The organism is Acrocarpospora pleiomorpha (assembly GCF_009687885.1).
Classification (GTDB): Bacteria; Actinomycetota; Actinomycetes; order Streptosporangiales; family Streptosporangiaceae; genus Acrocarpospora; species Acrocarpospora pleiomorpha.
The window spans coordinates 81,522-99,487 of the sequence record NZ_BLAF01000008.1; the positions used below are offsets into that span (position 1 = coordinate 81,522).

16 protein-coding genes are annotated in these 17,966 nt (G+C 68.8%); 9 read left to right on the forward strand and 7 right to left on the reverse strand.

Going from position 1 to position 17,966, the window contains the following annotated elements; all coding sequences use genetic code 11:
• The first annotated feature begins 48 nt into the window (after positions 1 to 48).
• A complete protein-coding gene (locus tag Aple_RS54285; RefSeq protein ID WP_246264230.1) occupies positions 49 to 207 on the forward strand; it encodes an acyl-CoA dehydrogenase family protein in 159 nt (52 codons plus the stop codon).
• Positions 204 to 629, forward strand: coding sequence for an HIT family protein (locus Aple_RS07570; protein ID WP_155343768.1), 426 nt, complete (start codon positions 204 to 206; stop codon positions 627 to 629). The genes Aple_RS54285 and Aple_RS07570 overlap by 4 nt, the downstream gene beginning before the upstream one ends.
• On the opposite strand, the gene Aple_RS07575 is transcribed toward Aple_RS07570, so the two are convergent.
• Together Aple_RS07575 and Aple_RS07580 are read right to left on the reverse strand one after the other, a co-directional pair.
• Entirely contained in the window at positions 626 to 1,312 is a 687-nt protein-coding gene (locus Aple_RS07575) for a response regulator (protein ID WP_155343769.1), read from the reverse strand. The two genes, Aple_RS07570 and Aple_RS07575, sit on opposite strands and share 4 nt — an antisense overlap.
• Entirely contained in the window at positions 1,309 to 2,877 is a 1,569-nt protein-coding gene (locus tag Aple_RS07580) for a sensor histidine kinase (protein ID WP_155343770.1), read from the reverse strand. The genes Aple_RS07575 and Aple_RS07580 overlap by 4 nt, the downstream gene beginning before the upstream one ends.
• 124 nt (positions 2,878 to 3,001) lie before the next feature.
• Here Aple_RS07580 and Aple_RS07585 point away from each other — a divergent pair, with 124 nt between their 5' ends.
• The 7 genes from Aple_RS07585 (at position 3,002) to Aple_RS07615 (ending at position 10,902) form a co-directional block, all read left to right on the forward strand.
• Positions 3,002 to 4,396, forward strand: a complete 1,395-nt coding sequence (locus Aple_RS07585) for a cation:dicarboxylate symporter family transporter (protein ID WP_155343771.1) — start codon at positions 3,002 to 3,004, stop codon at positions 4,394 to 4,396.
• Positions 4,397 to 4,713: 317 nt separating this feature from the next.
• Positions 4,714 to 5,889: a sensor histidine kinase gene (locus Aple_RS07590; protein WP_174889800.1), complete on the forward strand. Its 1,176-nt coding sequence runs from the start codon at positions 4,714 to 4,716 to the stop codon at positions 5,887 to 5,889.
• 256 nt (positions 5,890 to 6,145) lie between these two features.
• The gene (locus tag Aple_RS07595) at positions 6,146 to 6,904 is read left to right on the forward strand and encodes a LytR/AlgR family response regulator transcription factor (RefSeq protein WP_174889801.1); all 759 of its coding nucleotides are present in this window, start codon (positions 6,146 to 6,148) and stop codon (positions 6,902 to 6,904) included.
• Positions 6,901 to 7,272 carry a hypothetical protein gene (locus Aple_RS07600; RefSeq protein ID WP_155343772.1) on the forward strand — a complete coding sequence of 124 codons (372 nt, stop codon included), beginning with the start codon at positions 6,901 to 6,903 and terminating at the stop codon, positions 7,270 to 7,272. Before Aple_RS07595 ends, Aple_RS07600 begins: the two co-directional genes overlap by 4 nt.
• Positions 7,269 to 8,756: a sodium/solute symporter gene (locus tag Aple_RS07605; protein ID WP_155343773.1), complete on the forward strand. Its 1,488-nt coding sequence runs from the start codon at positions 7,269 to 7,271 to the stop codon at positions 8,754 to 8,756. The genes Aple_RS07600 and Aple_RS07605 overlap by 4 nt, the downstream gene beginning before the upstream one ends.
• 188 nt (positions 8,757 to 8,944) lie before the next feature.
• On the forward strand, positions 8,945 to 9,295 hold the full coding sequence (locus Aple_RS07610; protein WP_155343774.1) for a DUF485 domain-containing protein: 351 nt from the start codon (positions 8,945 to 8,947) through the stop codon (positions 9,293 to 9,295).
• Entirely contained in the window at positions 9,292 to 10,902 is a 1,611-nt protein-coding gene (locus Aple_RS07615; protein WP_155343775.1) for a monocarboxylic acid transporter, read from the forward strand. The genes Aple_RS07610 and Aple_RS07615 overlap by 4 nt, the downstream gene beginning before the upstream one ends.
• A 158-nt stretch (positions 10,903 to 11,060) precedes the next feature.
• Here Aple_RS07615 and Aple_RS07620 read toward each other — a convergent pair whose 3' ends face one another.
• The 5 genes from Aple_RS07620 to Aple_RS07640 all read right to left on the reverse strand — a co-directional run bounded on the left by Aple_RS07620 (position 11,061) and on the right by Aple_RS07640 (position 17,882).
• Positions 11,061 to 11,759: an NADPH-dependent F420 reductase gene (locus tag Aple_RS07620; RefSeq protein ID WP_155343776.1), complete on the reverse strand. Its 699-nt coding sequence runs from the start codon at positions 11,757 to 11,759 to the stop codon at positions 11,061 to 11,063.
• Between the two features lie 231 nt (positions 11,760 to 11,990).
• Positions 11,991 to 13,466: a WS/DGAT/MGAT family O-acyltransferase gene (locus Aple_RS07625; RefSeq protein ID WP_155343777.1), complete on the reverse strand. Its 1,476-nt coding sequence runs from the start codon at positions 13,464 to 13,466 to the stop codon at positions 11,991 to 11,993.
• Positions 13,467 to 13,672: 206 nt separating this feature from the next.
• Positions 13,673 to 14,800 (reverse strand): sulfite oxidase, encoded by a 1,128-nt coding sequence (locus Aple_RS07630; protein WP_155343778.1) that lies wholly within the window; start codon positions 14,798 to 14,800, stop codon positions 13,673 to 13,675.
• 50 nt (positions 14,801 to 14,850) lie between these two features.
• Positions 14,851 to 16,536, reverse strand: coding sequence for a DNA polymerase/3'-5' exonuclease PolX (polX, locus tag Aple_RS07635; RefSeq protein ID WP_155343779.1), 1,686 nt, complete (start codon positions 16,534 to 16,536; stop codon positions 14,851 to 14,853).
• Positions 16,537 to 16,541: 5 nt separating this feature from the next.
• A complete protein-coding gene (locus Aple_RS07640) occupies positions 16,542 to 17,882 on the reverse strand; it encodes a phenylacetate--CoA ligase family protein (protein WP_155343780.1) in 1,341 nt (446 codons plus the stop codon).
• Positions 17,883 to 17,966: the final 84 nt, after the last annotated feature.

Sequence of the window (17,966 nt, forward strand, 5' to 3'; positions counted from 1 at the left end):
GGGTTTCGCCGGTGTGAACGTGTCGCGGACCGTGGGTCGCATGGACCTTTGGAGGCGCTGCGCGTGCACGGCTACTCCCGGGGGTTCGTCGTCGAACGCCTTTACCGGGACGCGCCGCTGTCGGCCGTCGGCGAGGGTGCCAACGACGTGCGGCGACTGGTCATCGCCCGATCTCTGCTGTCCGGAGCGGCTAGGGTCGGCTGGTGAGCGATTGTTTGTTCTGCGCCATCGCCAACGGCGACAAACCCGGATTTATCGTCTTCAGGGATGATTCGGTAGCGGCGTTCCTCGACACCCGCCCGGTCTTCAAAGGCCACGTTCTCGTGGTTCCCCGAGAGCACATCGAAACCCTGACCGACCTCCCCGCCGACCTGGTCGGCCCGTTCTTCCTCCGCGTCCAGACCCTGACCAGCGCGGTGGAACGAGGCGTCGAAGCCCGCGGTTCCTTCGTCGCCATGAACAACCGCATCAGCCAGAGCGTCCCCCACCTGCACGTGCACATCGTTCCCCGCAACCCGAAGGACGGCCTGCGTGGCTTCTTCTGGCCACGCATGAAATACGCCGACGACGCAGAAATCGAGTCGTTCGCGGAGAGGATCCGCGCCTGCCTGGCCCCCGTGACGTTCTAACCGGGCGGTTCCGAGCTGAGGCGGTAGAGCAGCTCGGGTCGTCCGACGCCCCCGTACTGGGGCACCCGGCGGGCGATTCCGGTCTCGATCAGGTGCTCCAGGTAGCGCCGGGCCGTCACTCTCGACACCCCGACCGAGGTGGCGACCGTCTGCGCCGACAGGCCATCTGCGGCCTTCCTGAGCTCGGCGACCACCGCCTCCAGCGTCGGCTGGGTCAGCCCTTTCGGCAGGTGAGAGCGCCCTGGGCCACGCAACGCGGCGAACGCGTCGTCGACCTCGCCCTGGCCGCTCGCCGTGCCGGAGGCGTCCACAGAGGAGCGGAACCGCGCGTACTGCCGGAGCTTCTCGGCCAGCGCGGCGAACGTGAACGGCTTGAGCAGGTACTGGGCCACGCCCACCGACACCGCCGAGCGCACGACCGACAGGTCGCGGGCCGAGGTGATCACTATGACGTCGCAGAGGATGCCGGCGCCCCGGATGGCGCGGCACACCTCGAGCCCGTGCATGTCGGGCAGGTAGAGATCGAGCAGGATCAGGTCCACGGGATGCCGCCGCAGGAAGCGCAGCGCCTCCCCGCCCGAGCGGACCACCCCGGCGACCTGGAATCCCGGCACCCGTTCCACGTAGACGCGGTTGGCCTCCGCCGTGATCTCCTCATCCTCCACGACCAGGACGGAGATCATGTCCGGCTCTTCTCGGGGAGCGGCAGCCGTACCGTGAAAATCGCGCCCGAACCCTCGGTCACCTCGATCGTGCCACCCAGGCGGCGCACGGCCTGCGCGACCAGGGAGAGGCCGAGCCCGCGACCGCTGCCCTTGGTGGTCCAGCCCCGCTGGTACGCCTCGGCCACGGCGGACGGATCAAGCCCAGGACCGCTGTCGGCGACCCGGATCTCGCAGAACCCGTCCGCGGCCTGTAGATGCACGTCCACGCGCGCGGGCGTACTGGACATGGCCGCGTCCACCGCGTTGTCGATCAGGTTGCCGAGGATGGCCACCAGGTCATGCGGGTCCAGCCCGGCATCCTCGAGCTCGCTCTCCGGGCTGATGCACAGCTCGACCCCGCGCTCGCCCGCCTGCGCCGACTTGCCGAGCAGTAGCGCCGCCAGCACCGGCTCCCGCACGGCGGCGATCACCCGGTCGGTGAGTTCCTGGGCGGCCCTGAGCTCCTCGGTGGCGAACGCGACGGCCTGCTCGGGTTTGCCCAGCTCGACAAGAGTGATCACGGTATGTAGCCGGTTGGCCGATTCGTGCGCCGCCGAGCGCAGCGCGTCGGCGAAACCACGTTCGGCGTCCAGTTGCCCGGTCACGTCCTGCAGCTCGGTGTGATCACGCAAGGTGACCACCGTACCCAGCGAACGCGCCCCCGATCGCACGACCGAAACACTGACCACCAGCACCCGATCCCCGGTCAGGTGGATCTCGTCGCTGCGGTTGTCACCGGAGGTGAGCAGCTCGGTCAGCGACGGCGGCAACCCCAGCCCGGTGACGTGGCGACCTTCGGCGTCCTCGGGAAGCCCGAGCAGCGCCCGCGCGCCGTCGTTGCACAGCGTGAGCGTGCCCGCGCCGTCCACCAGGAGCAGCCCTTCGCGGACCGCGTGCAGGATCGCCTCGTGGTAGTCGTACATCCGGCTTAGCTCCGACGGCCCGAGACCATGCGTGTGGCGGCGCAGCCGCCGCCCCACCAGGTAGGTGCCCACCGTCCCGGCCCCGAGCCCGAGCACCCCGGCCAGCCCCGCCGCCCCCACCTGATCGCGCAGCCTGCCACTCACCTTCTCCATCGTGATACCTGCGCTGACCAGCGCCTTAACCGTCCCGTCGGCATCACGCACCGGTGTGATCGTCCGGATGGAGGGCCCGAGCGTGCCGGTGTAGGTCTCGCTGACCGTCCGCCCGGCGAGCGCGGGGGCGATGGTGCCCAGATAGCGCTTGCCGATCTCGCTGGGCGTCGGGTGGGTGAACCGGATGCCGTCCGGGCTCATGATCGTGATGAAATCCACCTTGGTCTCCAGGCGAACCTTCTCCGCGTACGGCTGGAGCGTGGCCGTGGGGCCGGCGGAGCCGAGCGCGGCGAGCACGGACGGGGACCCGGCCACGCTCACCGCCACCGCCCTGGTCACCTCCGTGGCGTCGGCGGCGACCAGATCACGCGCCTGGAAGAACGCCATCGCGGTCCCGGCCACCACGGTCACGACCACGACAACGATCTGGAGCGCGAGCATCTGCCTCGCCAGGCTCCACTGCCGCATGCTCTCACATCCTTGCCGTTAGTTCGGTGATGAACGAAATGTACGCAATGGTGACCCAGGTCACTGCCCCGGCACATAGTCGCTCAACTGACATCCCCCAGCCCGAACAGGGAGCGTGAGCGCAATGTCCGCGCCAAAGGAAATCCCGCAGGCCGTGCGGCGAGATCGGACCCGCTACCTCTACCTTGCTGTCATCATCGCGGTGTTAGCCGGGATCGCGGTCGGATTCCTCGCCCCGGACCTGGGCAAACAGCTTAAGCCCCTGGGCACCGCCTTCGTCGCGCTGATCAAGATGATGATCAGCCCGATCATCTTCTGCACCATCGTGCTCGGCGTCGGCTCGGTCGCCAAGGCCGCGAAGGTCGGCAGGGTCGGCGGCCTGGCGCTCGGCTACTTCGTGGCCATGTCCACGGTCGCGCTCGCCATCGGCCTGATCGTGGGCAACCTCGTGGACCCGGGCCACGGGCTCCAGCTGACCGACGAGCTCCGCCAGGCCGCAGCCGACGAGGCTGCCAAGGGCAGCGAAGGGGACACCACGGAGTTCCTGCTCGGCGTCATCCCGACCACCCTCGTGTCGGCGTTCACCGAGGGATCGGTCCTGCAGACCCTGCTGGTCGCCCTGCTCGCCGGTTTCGCCCTCCAGGCCATGGGGGAGCGGGCGGCGCCGATCCTCACCGGTATCGGGCACATCCAGCGGCTCGTCTTCCGCATCCTCGCCATGATCATGTGGGCCGCCCCGGTGGGCGCCTTCGGCGCGATCGCGGCGGTGGTCGGCGCGACCGGCGTGGACGCGCTCACCAGCCTCGGCGTCATCATGCTCAGCTTCTACGCGACCTGCCTGCTCTTCGTCTTCCTCGTCCTGGGTCCGCTGCTCCAGGTGGTGGCCCGGATCAACGTGCTCTCCCTGTTCGGCTACCTCCGCCGCGAATTCCTGCTCATTCTCTCCACTTCCTCGTCCGAGTCCGCCCTGCCCCGGCTGATCGCCAAGATGGAGCACCTCGGCGTCAGCCGCCCGGTCGTCGGCATCACGGTGCCGACCGGCTACTCCTTCAACCTGGACGGCACCGCGATCTACCTGACCATGGCGACCCTGTTCGTGGCCAGCGCGACCGGCTCTCCTCTCGCGCTGGGTGAGCAGCTGTCCCTACTGGTCTTCATGATGATCGCGTCGAAGGGCGCGGCCGGGGTGACCGGCGCGGGCCTGGCGACCCTCGCCAGCGGCCTCCAGTCCCACCGCCCCGAACTGGTCGACGGGGTCGGCCTGATCGTCGGCATCGACCGCTTCATGTCGGAGGCACGCGCCCTGACCAACTTCGCGGGCAACGCGGTGGCCACCGTTCTGGTCGGCAGCTGGACGGGAGAGTTCGACCGCGCCCGCGCGGTGGAGGTGCTCTCCGGGCGAGACCCGTTCGACGAGACGACCCTCCTGGACGAGCACGCCCCTTCACCCGAGCCCGCCCCTTCAGACGAGCACGCTCCTTCACCAGAGGAGCCGGTTCCCGCCGCCCACCCGGCCTGAGCGGGACGCTCGCCGCGCGAGATCCGCTGGCCCACCAGGCTGACGGTTAACCCTCGCCGCGCATGTGGGGGGTCGCGAGATCCGCTGGCCCACCCGGCTCACGGTTAACGCTCTCCGCGCAGGCGGGGGCGCGGTGGTTGATGGCATATCCACGCCACGACCTCCGGCCGGAACGACGTCGCCGCCCACCCACCGGTGGGCGGCGATGTCGCCGGGCTGTATCGGGCCCCCGCCAATCCTGCGCCAGAGCCCATCGGGGGCGGTGACCTTGTTGGGGATGTATCGGAAATGTCGGGCTCGCGGGTAGGCTCCGCGACGTGGAACCCCTGGTGGCCGTGCTGGTGCTGGTCGCGCTGGTCGGCGTTCCGGCCATCGTGCTGTGGCGGATTCTGCGCGGACGCCGCGAACTCGGCAGCGGCCCCGCCGAACGCGCCACCTTCGAAACCCTGCACACCGCCTCCCTCGCCGCCCCCATGCTCCGCGCCGGGCTCAGCCAGGCCGGAGTGCTCAAAGCCTCCCGCCACCTGCGTCAGCTCCTGGGCACCCCGGCCATCGCCGTCACCAACGCCGAAGAGCTCCTGGTCTACGACGGCACCGGCGACCACCACGCCCGCGACGCCTTCGAGCACGCCCTTGACACCCTCAAGGACGGCCGCACCCAGGTCCTGCAGCTCGACTGCGACCTCCCCGAATGCCCGATCCGCCACGCCATCGTCGTCCCCCTCACCACCGACGGTCGCGTCGTGGGCTCCCTCGCGGCCTACGGTGACCACGCCTCCGCCGGTTTAGTCCGCGCCGTCCAGGAAGTCGCTCGCTGGGTCGACTCCCAGCTCGAACTCGCCGAGCTCGACCGCTCCCGCACCATGCTCATCGAAGCCGAGGTCCGCGCCCTGCGCGCCCAGATCTCCCCGCACTTCATCTACAACTCCCTCACCACGATCGCCTCCTTCGTCCGCACCGACCCCGAACGCGCCCGCGAACTCCTGATCGACTTCGCCGACTTCACCCGCTACTCCTTCCGCCGCCACGGCGACTTCACCACCTTGTCGGAGGAACTGCACTCCATCGACCGCTACCTCACCCTCGAACGCGCCCGCTTCGGCGACCAGCTCCGGGTCACCCTCCGCATCGCCCCCGAAGTCCTCGCCGTCGCCGTCCCCTTCCTCTGCTTGCAGCCCTTGGTCGAGAACGCCGTACGCCACGGCCTGGAGAGCAAACCCGGCGTCGGCCGGATCACGATCATCGCCGAGGACGCCGGCGCCGAATGCGGCATCACCGTCGAAGACGACGGCCTAGGCATGGACCCCGAACGCCTCCGCCGCGTCCTGTCCGGCGAGGACCGCGCCACCGGCGTCGGCCTCGCCAACGTCGACGAACGCCTCCGCCAGGTCTACGGCGACGAATACGGCCTCGTCGTCGAAACGGGCGAGGGCGCCGGCACCAAGGTCAGCATCCGCCTCCCCAAATACCGCCCCGGCGTCAGCGCCCGCTAACGATCCGGCACCGCCCGTTGACTTCCGATGCCCCCTTTATCACCCTTGACCAGACGTATCCATGGGATCCGCTCGGCCCGGCCCACCCATGCGGGCAACCTCCGCACCGTAGGTCGTATGTCCCGGCTTGGCCGCGCCTGTGTCTGGACTGAGGAACGCAGGGGAGCGAAGCGACCCGGAGTGACGAGGGAAGACACAGGCTGAAGGCGGCCAAGCCCGCCGTGCCGGAGGCGCGGCCAATGTAAGGGAGCGTGACGTGACCGGGCTGCGGGTCATGGCGGTCGATGATGAGCAGCCGGCGCTGGAGGATCTGGCGTATCTGCTCCGGGCCGATCCGCGGATCGGTGATGTGCTGACGGCCAGGGACGGCGCGGCGGCGTTGAAATTGTTGGATCGGGCCATGGCCGACGGGCGGCCGGTGGACGCGGTCTTTCTCGACATCCGGATGCGCGGGCTCGACGGGGTCGTGCTCGGGCGGCTGCTGACCCAGTTCTCGCGGCCGCCGAAGGTCGTGTTCGTCACCGCCTACGAGGACCATGCGGTGGACGCGTTCGAGCTGAAGGCCGAGGACTATCTGCTCAAGCCGGTGCGGCCCGATCGGCTGGCCGAGGCGATTCGCCGGGTCTGCGCGGGCAGCACGGGGATCGTGGGCGATCGCGCGGAACATGAGGCCGACACGATCCCGGTCGAACTCGGTGGTGTGACGCGTTTCGTGACCAGCAACGAGGTCCGATACGTCGAGGCGCGCGGCGACTACGCCCGGCTGCACACCGCGACCGGCAGCCACCTGGTCCGGATCCCGCTCGCCGCGCTGGAGGAACGCTGGGCGTCCGCCGGGTTCCTGCGGGTGCACCGCAGCCACCTGGTCGCGGTCCGGCACATCGACGAGCTCCACATCGACTCGGGCAAGTGCGTGGTCAGGATCGGCGACACCGAGATCCCGGTCAGTCGCCGACACACCCGCGAACTGCGCGACCTGCTCGTACGCCGAGCCCGCAAGGCCAAACCCGAATGAGCGCCAAACCCCGCCGGGTCGTCGTCACCAGCCCGCGCACGGCCGCCGCCCGCAAGCCGAGCTACCCGGTGACCCGGGAGATCGACGAGCAGACCCGCCTCGGCGAGGTCTACATGCGCTCCCTGATCCGCACCCAGTTCCGGCTCGCCCTGTTCGTCTGCACCGTCCTGGCCTGCGTCATCGGTGGGCTGCCGCTGCTGTTCCTGCTGGTCCCGGACCTGCGCGCGGTGGAACTCGCCGGGCTCCCGCTGCCCTGGGTCGTCCTGGCCGGGCTGATATATCCGGCTTTCGTGGTCGGCGCCTGGCTCTACGTACGCCAAGCGGAACGCTATGAGCGCCACTTCGCCGAGCTGGTGGAACGCGAGTGAGTTCGGTCATCGCGATCGTCCTGGTCGTGCTGGCGGCGGTGCTGATCGGGGCGTTCGGGATCCGGGTGTCCCGGACGACGTCGGACTTCTACGTGGCGTCGCGGACGGTGACGCCGCTCTGGAACGCCTCCGCGATCGGCGGGGAGTACCTGTCGGCCGCGTCGTTCCTGGGTATCGCGGGGCTGATCCTCACCTTCGGCGCGGACATGTTGTGGCTGCCGGTGGGGTGGACGGGCGGCTATCTGGTGCTACTGGTGCTGGTGTCGGCTCCGCTGCGCCGGTCAGGGGCGTACACACTGCCGGATTTCGCCGAGGCGCGGCTGGAGTCGATGGCCGTGCGGCGGGTGTCCAGCGTGCTGGTGGTGCTGATCGGGTGGCTGTATCTGATGCCGCAGTTCCAGAGTGCGGGGCTGGTGTTCCGTACCATCACGGGGGCGCCCACCTGGGCGGGCGGGCTGCTGGTCGCGGTGGTCGTGGCGGTCAACGTGCTGTCCGGCGGGATGCGGTCGATCACGTTCGTGCAGGCCTTCCAGTACTGGCTGAAGCTGACCGCGCTGGCCGTGCCGCTGGTGTTCATGCTGATCGCCTGGCGGGCGAACGGCTCACCGGGGCTCGAGCCGTCGGATCCCTGGGCGCTGCCCCTGCACGGCCGCGAGTATCCCGTTTATTCGACATATTCGCTGATATTGGCGACATTTCTGGGGACGATGGGGCTGCCGCATGTGCTCGTGCGGTTCTACACGAATCCGGATGGGCGGGCGGCCCGCAGGACCACACTGGTGGTGCTTTCTCTTCTCGGGGCGTTCTACCTGATGCCCGCTATTTACGGATATCTGGGCAGAATCTATTTGCCCGGCATCGACCGGCCGGACGCGATCGTGCTCACCCTGCCCAGCCATCTGGTGCCGGGTGTCGCGGGGGACCTGCTCACCGCGCTGGTCAGCGGCGGCGCGTTCGCGGCCTTCCTGTCCACCTCCTCAGGCCTGACCGTCTCCGTCGCGGGCGTCGTCGGCCAGGACATGCTCAAATTCAAGGACGGCGTGCGCTCCTTCCGGGTCGCCACCGTGCTCGCCGTGCTCGTGCCCTTCGCCCTGGCCGGTACGGCGCGCGCTCTTCCGGTCGCCGACGTCGTGGGCCTGGCGTTCGCCGTGGCCGCGTCCTCGTTCTGCCCGCTGCTGGTGCTGGGCATCTGGTGGCGGCGGCTGACCACCACCGGCGCGATCGCGGGGCTGCTGGCCGGTGGCGGCATGGCCTGCGCCGCCGTGATGGCGACGATCATCGCGGGCCCGCACGACGGCTGGGCGGGAGCGCTGCTGGCCCAGCCGGCCGCCTGGTCGGTGCCCATCTCGTTCACCGTCATGATCGTCGTCTCGCTGCTGACCCCGGCGCGGGTGCCCCGGAACGTGGCCAGGACCATGGTCCGGCTGCACACCCCGGAGACCCTCGACGTCGATCGGGGCGACTGGCGTCCCCGCTCAACCTGACCTCCCACGCGTCCGTTTTGCCCCGATAATTTTCGGGACCGTTCGTCGCGCATAGCGGACCATTCGGCGCAACCCAGACCCAGCTGAGCGCCACGTGGCGGCGGCTCGGCGAAGAACGAGCCCACGCCTCTCCTCGCCGGGTACCGTCCCCTCCTACTTTGTGGGTGATCCAGATCACAGGAGGCATCGTGACGACGCAACATCATGATTCGTCGGTATACGAGGAGATAGGAGGCTCCGATCGGTTCCAGGAACTGAAGCGACGCTACCGGTCGTGGGCGTTCCCGATGACGGTCGCCTTCCTCGCCTGGTACCTGCTCTATGTGGTGCTCTCGGGCTTCGCCCGGGACTTCATGGGCACCAAGCTGTTCGGCAACATCAACGTGGCGCTGATCTTCGGGTTGCTCCAGTTCGTGTCGACCTTCCTGATCGCCTGGGCGTACAACCGCCACTCGCTGGCCAAGCTCGACCCGCTGGCCGACGAGCTCCGCCATGAGATCGAGGGTGCTCCCAGCGGGGAAGAGGAGGTCAAGGCATGAGCGAGACCACGCTCGCCACCATCCTGTTCCTGCTCTTCGTGGTCGGCACGCTCGCCATCACCTTCTGGGCGAGCCGCAACACCAAGACCGCCGCCGACTACTACGCGGGCGGACGCCAGTTCAGCGGCGCGCAGAACGGCCTGGCCATCGGCGGCGACTACATGTCGGCCGCCAGCTTCCTGGGCATCGCCGGCATCATCGCGCTGTCCGGTTACGACGGCTTCCTCTACTCGATCGGCTTCCTGGTCGCCTGGCTGGTGGCCCTGCTGCTGGTCGCCGAGCTGATGCGCAACTCCGGCAAGTTCACAATGGCCGACGTGCTCGCCTTCCGGATGAGCCCCCGGCCGGTGCGGACCGCCGCCGGTGTCTCCACGATCACCGTGAGCATCGTCTACCTGCTCGCCCAGATGGTCGGCGCGGGCGCCCTGGTCACCCTGCTGCTCGGCGTCACCTCGCCCAGCGGCAAGGCCCTGACCATCGTCGGCGTCGGCATCCTCATGATCGTCTACGTGGTCGTGGGCGGCATGAAGGGCACCACCTGGGTCCAGATCGTCAAGGCCGTCCTGCTCATGGGCGGCGCGACGCTGGTCACCCTGCTCGTCCTCGGCCACTACGGCTTCAGCCTGTCCGGCCTGCTCGGCGAGGCCGCCGCCCAGAGCGGTCAGGGCGCGGCCTTCCTCGAACCCGGCCTCAAGTACGGCACCGAGGCCCAGGGCCTGGCCGGAAAGATCGACCTGATCAGCCTGGGCCTGGCGCTCGTGCTCGGCACGGCAGGCCTGCCGCACATCCTGATCCGCTTCTACACGGTTCCCACCGCGAGGGACGCCCGAAAGTCGGTTCTCTGGGGCATCGGCATCATCGGCACCTTCTACCTGCTCACGCTCGTGCTCGGGTTCGGCGCCGCGGCCCTCGTCGGAAGCAAGACCATCTCCGAGCAGAACGCGGCGGGCAACACCGCCGCGCCACAGCTCGCGAAGGCGGTCGGTAACCTGATCTTCGGCGAGGTCGGCGGCACCATCCTGCTGGCGGTGATCGCGGCGGTCGCGTTCGCCACCATCCTGGCGGTGGTGGCCGGTCTGACCCTGGCCTCCTCCTCCAGCTTCGCGCACGACCTGTACGCCCACGTGTTCCGGCGCGGCAAGGCCACCGAGCGCGAAGAGGTCATGGTCGCCAGGGTCTCCGCCTTCGTCATCGGCGCCGTCGCCATCGGCCTGGGCATCCTCGCGCAGGGCCTGAACGTGGCCTTCCTGGTCGCGCTGGCCTTCGCGGTGGCGGCCTCCGGCAACCTGCCCGCGATCCTCTACAGCCTGTTCTGGAAGCGCTTCAACACGGCCGGCGCGGTCTCCGCGATCTACGTCGGCCTGGTGTCCGCGATCTTCCTGGTCGTCTTCTCCCCGGTGGTGTCCGGCTCGGCCTCCGCCATGTTCCCGGACGCGGACTTCGCCTGGTTCCCGCTGTCGAACCCCGGCATCATCTCCATCCCGCTGGGCTTCCTGGCCGGCTGGCTCGGGACGATCCTCAGCAAGGAATCCAACGACGCGAAGTTCGCCGAGATCGAGGTCCGTTCGCTCACCGGCGTCGGGGCTGAAAAGGCGACGCCACACTAGTCGCCGACGAGTGCCCCCGGACTGGTCACACCCAGTCCGGGGGCACTTTCGTTGTCCAGGTGTCGGCGGCGAACGCCAAACCGGCGCCGAAACCCCAGGCCTGCCCGACCAAGAGGGGCAGCAAGAAGAAGCCCGGCTGCCCTTCCCCGAAATGAGGGTCAGTCTGCGCCCATCTCGGCGTAACGGCGGGACGAGGCCAGGGCCGCCTTCAGGGTGTCCTTGGTGACCTGGGCCGGTTTGCTCCAGCCTTCCGGGCCCTTGCTCGCGTACACGGGGGCGTAGGCGGCGGTGTCGCGCTGGTAGCGCCAGCCTTCGGCCAGCGGGCCGGCGTCGACGGTGTCGTAGCCGATCGCGTCGAAGAACTCGATCACCGCGCGCTTCGCCTCGGCGTCGTCGCCGGCGATCGCCAGCGCGCTGCGCTCGGGCGAGCCGGCCGGGCGGGCCAGGGCCAGCAGGTGTTCGAAGTAGATGTTGTTGAAGCCCTTGATCACATTCGACGTGGGCAGATGCTCCTGCAGGAGCTCACTGGTGGTCGTCGACTCGTCATCCAGCGGGGCGAAGTGCCCATCGCGGTCCGGATAGTAGTTATTCGTATCGATGACGACTTTGCCGGCGAGCGGCTCGACCGGGACCTCGCGATATTTGCCGAGCGGGATCGTGACGACCACGAGGTCGCCCGCCTCGCCGGCCTCCGCAGGGGTCGCCGCCCGCGCGTGCGGTCCGAGCTCGTCGACGAGCTCTCGCAGGGTCTCGGGTCCCCGCGAGTTGCTGAGGACGACGTCGTACCCCGCGGCCACCGCCAGCCTGGCCACCGTGCTGCCGATCTTGCCGCTACCGATGAGTCCGATTGTTGTCATGCCCGCCCCAACATGACCGGTCCGGCCCGCATTCCCGCGAGCCACCAACCCCGACCGGGTCGCCTTCTGCGTCGGGACCCAGATCAACGGCGCACCCCACCTCGGCACCTCGCTGGTGCGGACGGCGGCAGGGTCTTCCCGATCCAGCCGTCCGCGACAGAGAAGAAAGCACGAACGAGCATCGCAGCCTCCAGCCGGCCGGGCCCGTGATCCGAACCAGGAACAGGCCCTCTAGCCGGCGACGAGTGCCTCCGGGCTGGTCGCACGCGGTTCGGGGGTGCTTTCGTTGTCGAGGTGGTCGGCGTCGGCGAGTTTGACGAGTTCGGTCATCGCCTCGCGGATGTGGTCCATCACCTGCCATACGTCGGGCACTCGGGACGGGCAGGCGACCACGCCGAAGTCGAGGTTGCCGTCGTAGGACAGGCAGGTGATGCTCAGTCCGCCGGTCACGTCCGTCAGGACCGACATGGGGTAGTAGGCGAGGAGCCGGGCTCCGCTCATGTACAGCGGTACCTGGGGGCCCGGCACGTTCGAGACGATCAGGTTCACGCCGGGCGTCACCAGGCCGGTCAGCCGGAAGACGGCGGGCGTGGCTCGGGCCAGCACTGCGGGCAGTGCGGAGCAGAGGTCGTTGAGCCAGGTCGTGTGGGAGACCGCGAAGCGGCGCTTGGCGGCGTTCATGGTGGCCCGGACCGTCGTCAGCCGGTCCTTCAGGTCGGGCACGTCGGTGGCCAGCGGGGTGATCATCGCCGAGATCTGGTTGCGTCCCTCGCCCGTACGGCCCGAGCGGATCGAGACCGGGACGGCGGCGATCAGCGGCTGGCCCGGCAGCGAACCCCGCTCCTCCAGCCAGGCCCGCAACGCCGACGCGCAGACCGTCATGACCACGTCGTTGACGCTCATCCCGAAGGTCCTGGCGACATATTTCAGGTCGGCGAGCGCGACAGACCCGTAGGCGAAGCTGCGCCTGCTGGAGACCGGGCCGTTGAACGGGGTGCGCGGAGCCGCCAGTGAGGGCAGGTCCGGGACCGGCTTCTCGCCCATCATCGAGCGGGCGGCTCGGGCGATGCGCCGGGCTCCCGGCAGGGCGGAGAGCACCGGGATCGCGTCCAGATCGGCGATGGCCCTGCTCAGCGAGCGGACCGAGGCCATCGGCTGGGACAGCGCGCGGTTGACGGCGTTGGCCAGCATGTCCCGTACGTCGGGCGCGGTGGTCGGGGTGGCGGGCGGGGCCGGTTCGACTTCGCGGGGTTCGGGGGAGAGGTCCAGGAACGAGCTCAGGATCTCCGCGCCGGAGACGCCGTCGATGGCGGCGTGGTGCATCTTGGTGTAGAGCGCCACCTGGCCCTCGCCGAGGCCGTGGATCAGGTGCATCTCCCACAGCGGCCGCGACCGGTCCAGCCGCCGCGCGTGGATGCGCCCCACGTGCGCGGCCAGTTCGTCCGCGCTCGGCACGATCGACTCGTACACATGATCGGCCACATCGAAGTCCGGGTCTTCCGTCCAGTACGGCCGATCCAGCCCGAACGGCACATCGGCCAGCCGCATCCGCAGCGGCGGGGCCAGGTGCAGGCGTTCCCGCAGCAGCTCGATCAGCCTGGCCCGGGTGATGGCCCCATCCAGCACGGCCAGCCCCGCGACATGCGCCGCCGTGGTGGCCGACTCGCCGCTGAGAAACTGCGCGTCGAGCGCCGTCAGCTGACGCATGGGCTTCCTCCCCTGTTGACCCCGGTAGCTCTACCCAGGGTGACTATCTTCCTCGTGTCCGGTTACCAGGGCATTTCCCCGACGTCTCCGGGAGATTCTGTCAGCAGCCAGACAATGGACATGACCTTGCCAGTCATTGACGAGAGCACCCGGAAGCCCGCTCACCTGTTCTTTCGCCCCCAAACTGCCCGGATGGTGACATTTGCCTATACAGCGGTGACGGGATGTTCGACAACGGCGTCGAAAAGGTAGCCGTTGGGGTTGTATTCGGCGCGGACCGGCTGGGTCGCGCCGGTCTCGTCGGTGGCTCTGGCCAGCAGCGTGTACGGCCCCGGCGCCGGCGGGCACCAGGCGATGTGCCAGGGCGCCCAGGCCGCCGCCAGCCGCTTGCGGGTGTGGGCCCGCTGCCAGGAGCGCCCGCCGTCCACGCTGACCTCCACCTTCACGATGTGCCCGGCCCCCGACCAGGACCTGCCGTGCAGGATGTGCTGGCGCCCGGCCTCCAGCCTGGCCTCCCACGGCAGTTCGAAGGCGCTCTTCACCACCTGCGTGGTCAGCGGCCGATCCGCGAGGCGGTAGAGGCCCGTGCTCCATGGCGAGCTCAGCTCCCGGGCGGCCACCTCGATGCTGCCCAGCCATTTGATCGACGCCACTCCGACCCAGCCGGGCACCACCAGCCGGGCGGGGAATCCATGATCGGGTGGCAGCGGCTCGCCGTTCATCTCGTACGCGACGAGCACGTCGTCCAGCGCCTTGGCGACCGGCAGCGGACGCCGTACATGCCCGAGGTTGACGCCGTTCTCGACATACTCCTGGTCCAGGCCGACGGGGAGCACGTCCACCGCGTCCTTCGTGATCCCGGCCAGGTCCAGGAGTGTGGACAGCGGCACGCCGCGCCAGCGGGCCACGCCGATGCCGCCGAGCCGCCACTGGGTGCCGGTGGCCGGGGTGCCCTGCTGGCCGGCGAAGAGGGAGCGGCCGTTGCCCGCGCACTCGATTGTCACGTCTCTGGTGGTGGCGGGGAGGGCGAGCAGGTCCTCGTAGCGGAACGTGCGGGGGGCACGCAGGGCGTCGCCGTGCAGGCGCAACCGCCAGGTCCGTACGTCGATGATCGGCGTGGAGGTGTGGTTGCGGACGAAGAATCGTTCGGTGGGGACGTGGTAGCCCTGGCCGCGCATGGCCTCCCAGCGCATCTCGGCGCTTCTGCCGTGCACGATGAACAGGTCGTGGGGGAGGGGTTTGACGATCGGGCCGGATGGGGGCGAGGCGGGGTGATTGCGGATCAGTGGGGCGATGTCGCCCAACGTACAGAGCGCTGAGGTGTGGAGCTCCATCGGGACACCTCTCTCAGGATTTCGGTATTCCCTACCAGGAAACCATTGAATCACTGTCGGAGGAAAGTGAGGAGGCGCTCCAGAGGCCAGGTGTTGATGACATCGTCGGTGGTCAGCCAGGCGCGCTGGGCGATGCCGACGCCGAAACGCTGGTGCTCCAGGTGTGGGATGGCGTGGGAGTCGCTGTCGATGGAGAACTTCACGCCGTGGTGGCGGGCCAGCCGTACCAGGTCGGAGGGGAGGTCGGCGCGGTCCGGGTAGGAGTCGATCTCCATGGCGGTGCCGGTGCGGGCGGCGGCGCGGAAGACGGCCTCCCAGTCGGCGTCGACCGGCTCGCGTTTGCCGATCTTGCGGGTGGTGGGGTGGCCGATGATGTGCACGCCCGGGTTCTCGCAGGCCGCGATGAAGCGGCGGGTCATCTCGTCGCGGGACTGGCCGAAATGCGAGTGCACCGAGGCGACTCGGACGTCGAAGCCCTCCAGCACGTCCAGCGGCCAGTCCACGGAGCCGTCGGGCGCGATGTTCAACTCGGTCCCCTGCAGCAACCGCATGTTCGGATATTTCGCCTGAAGGGCGGCTATCTGGGTGCGCTGGTCGAGGGCCTTCTCCAGGGTCATGCGCTGCATGACCAGGTTGGGGGCGTGGTCGGTGATCGCGTAGTAGGCGTAGCCGCGAGCGGAGGCGGCGGCGACCATGTCCTCCAATGAGGCGATTCCGTCGGTCAGGTTGGTGTGGGTGTGCAGATCGCCCTTGATGTCGGCCAGGGTGACCAGCTCCGGCAGTTCCCCGCGCAGCGCGGCCGCGATCTCGCCGCCGTCCTCCCGCATCGGCGGCGGCACGTACTGCATGCCCAGCGCCGCGTAGATGTCCTCCTCCGTCGCCGCCGCGATCACCTGGTCGTCGGCGTCGAAAAGCCCGTATTCGGAGAGCTTCCAGCCCTTCTTCACGGCCATCTCGCGAATGTGGACGTTGTGCTCCTTCGACCCCGTGAAGTAGACGAGCGCCGCCCCCCACGACTCGGCCGGGACCACCCGAAGATCCACCTGAATGCCGCGATCGGTCCGGATCGAGGTCTTCCGCTCGCCGGCGGCGATCACCTCCGTCACGTACGGCTGCGCGCTGAACACCTCCATCAGCGAAACAGGCCCGACCGCCAGGATGTCGATGTCGCCCACCGTCTCGCGCATCCGCCTGAGCGACCCCGCGTACGCGATCTGCTCGGCCGGCAGCGACGCCATCACCTTCTCCGCCAGCTCCATGGCCACCCCGAGATGCACCCGCTGCCCGGACTGCTCCATCTGCTCGATGCCCTTGAGCAGGTTCTCCTCGGTCTTCGCCCCGAACCCGCGCACCCCCGCCAGCCGTCCCCCTCGGATCGCCTCCGCCAGCGCCTCCGGCGAGTCGACACCCAGCTCCTGGAACAGGAACAGCGCCTTCTTCGGCCCGAGCGAGGGAATCCTCGTCAGCCTGCGCACCCCATCCGGCACCTTCCCGCGCAGATCATCCAGCTGCCGGAAGCTCCCACGGGCCAGAAACTCCTCAACCTTCTTCGCGATCGCCTCCCCGACCCCCGGAATCTGCCGCACCGGAACACTCCGCAGATCCTCCGGATGCCCCGCGATCGACTTCGCGGCCTTCTGATAACTCCGCACCCGAAACGCATCCCCGCCATTCAGCGCGAACAGCTCCGCGTACTCCTCCAACGCCGCCGCGGCTTCATCATTCGCCCGTGCCATGTTGATCAGCGTACATACCTGTGCTTCACCCCGGGTGGGAAGTGTTCCGGGTCGCCGTACGGGCGGAGTGTGACCACGGGCGCCTGGCGGTCCTCGGGGACATAGTGCGAGAACTCGCTGTTCAGTCGCTTCAAGGCTTGAAGAACCGACGCGGACACCCGTTCCGCCAACTCGGGTGTCCCGACCGTGCCCTGGGCCAGTTCTACGGTTAGTTCGATCCCTTTCGCGCCCTCGGGGGCCGCCAGGACGAACTTGCCCGTCACCGAGGCGCTCACGCCGGGCTGCTCGAGGCCGACCGTGACGTTTTCCGGGAACACGTTCGCCCCGTAGTACGAGACGACGAACAGGCTCCGGCCGAACACGTAGACGAACGGCGACTCGGGTCCCTGCGTCGCCGGGCGGAAGCCGAAGCGGGCCAGGTAGCCGAGCATGCCCTTGTGGGAGATGAGGCCGCCCTCGTCGGCGATGTGGTAGCGGACGAGCGGGATGCCGTTGTCGCCGGTGAAGAGCAGGGTGCCTTCGTGTTCCTCGAAGAATCGCACGTCTGGGTCGTACTGGACGAGGGTGGGTAGCCGGGAGGCTCCGAAGAGTTCCTTCGCCGCGTCGGGGCGGGCGGCCAGGAATCGCCGGATTTCGATGGACAAGGGCGTTTCGTTTCCCAGGACGCCCGCGTCTGCCGTGCCGTACAGGGAGGCGGTCCCGGTCAGCGGATCCGCGATTCCCGCGCGCTCCGCGACCAGAGCCCGCCACTCCTCGGAGAACACCTCGCCCGCCGTGACAATCTTCACGTTGTACGACGCCCACGGCACGCCCGGTGTGTCGATCACGTCCTTCAAGAACGGCGGATACCCCAGCAGAACCACCTGCTCGAACTGCGGTGCCAGAACGGGAAGCACCCGGAGGATCTCTCCCTTGTTGTTTCCCGGCGCGACCACCGTCACCGGAAACCCCTGATCGGCTAGTTGCCGTACACAGGCGATCGTGAACAGCCCGCCCACCCAGGTCCCCAGGGAGAAGCACACCACCGCGAGCGTCCGCCGCTCCGCCGCCCCGAACGCGCGGAACACCTCCGCGAACCGTTCGCCGATGACCTTCTCGTCAGCGGTCGACCGCACCCAGAACGCGGGCTCACCACTCGACCCCGACGACACCGCGATCATGTCCCCAACGACACCATCCCGGCACAACGCGGCGAGGGGATGCCTTCGGACGTAGTTGTCCTTCGTCGTCAGCGGCACGTCGCCGAACTCCCGCACCGCCCGGGGATCGACCCCCTGCTCCTTCAAGAACGCCGCATACGCCGGCACACTCTCCGCGACCCGCCGAAACAACTCAATAGGCACCACGCGCCGACTTTACGACCATCTCCCTGGTAACGGGGACCCTCACGCTCCTGTGAGCGGTTGCGGAAAAAACTAAACTGGGTTTGC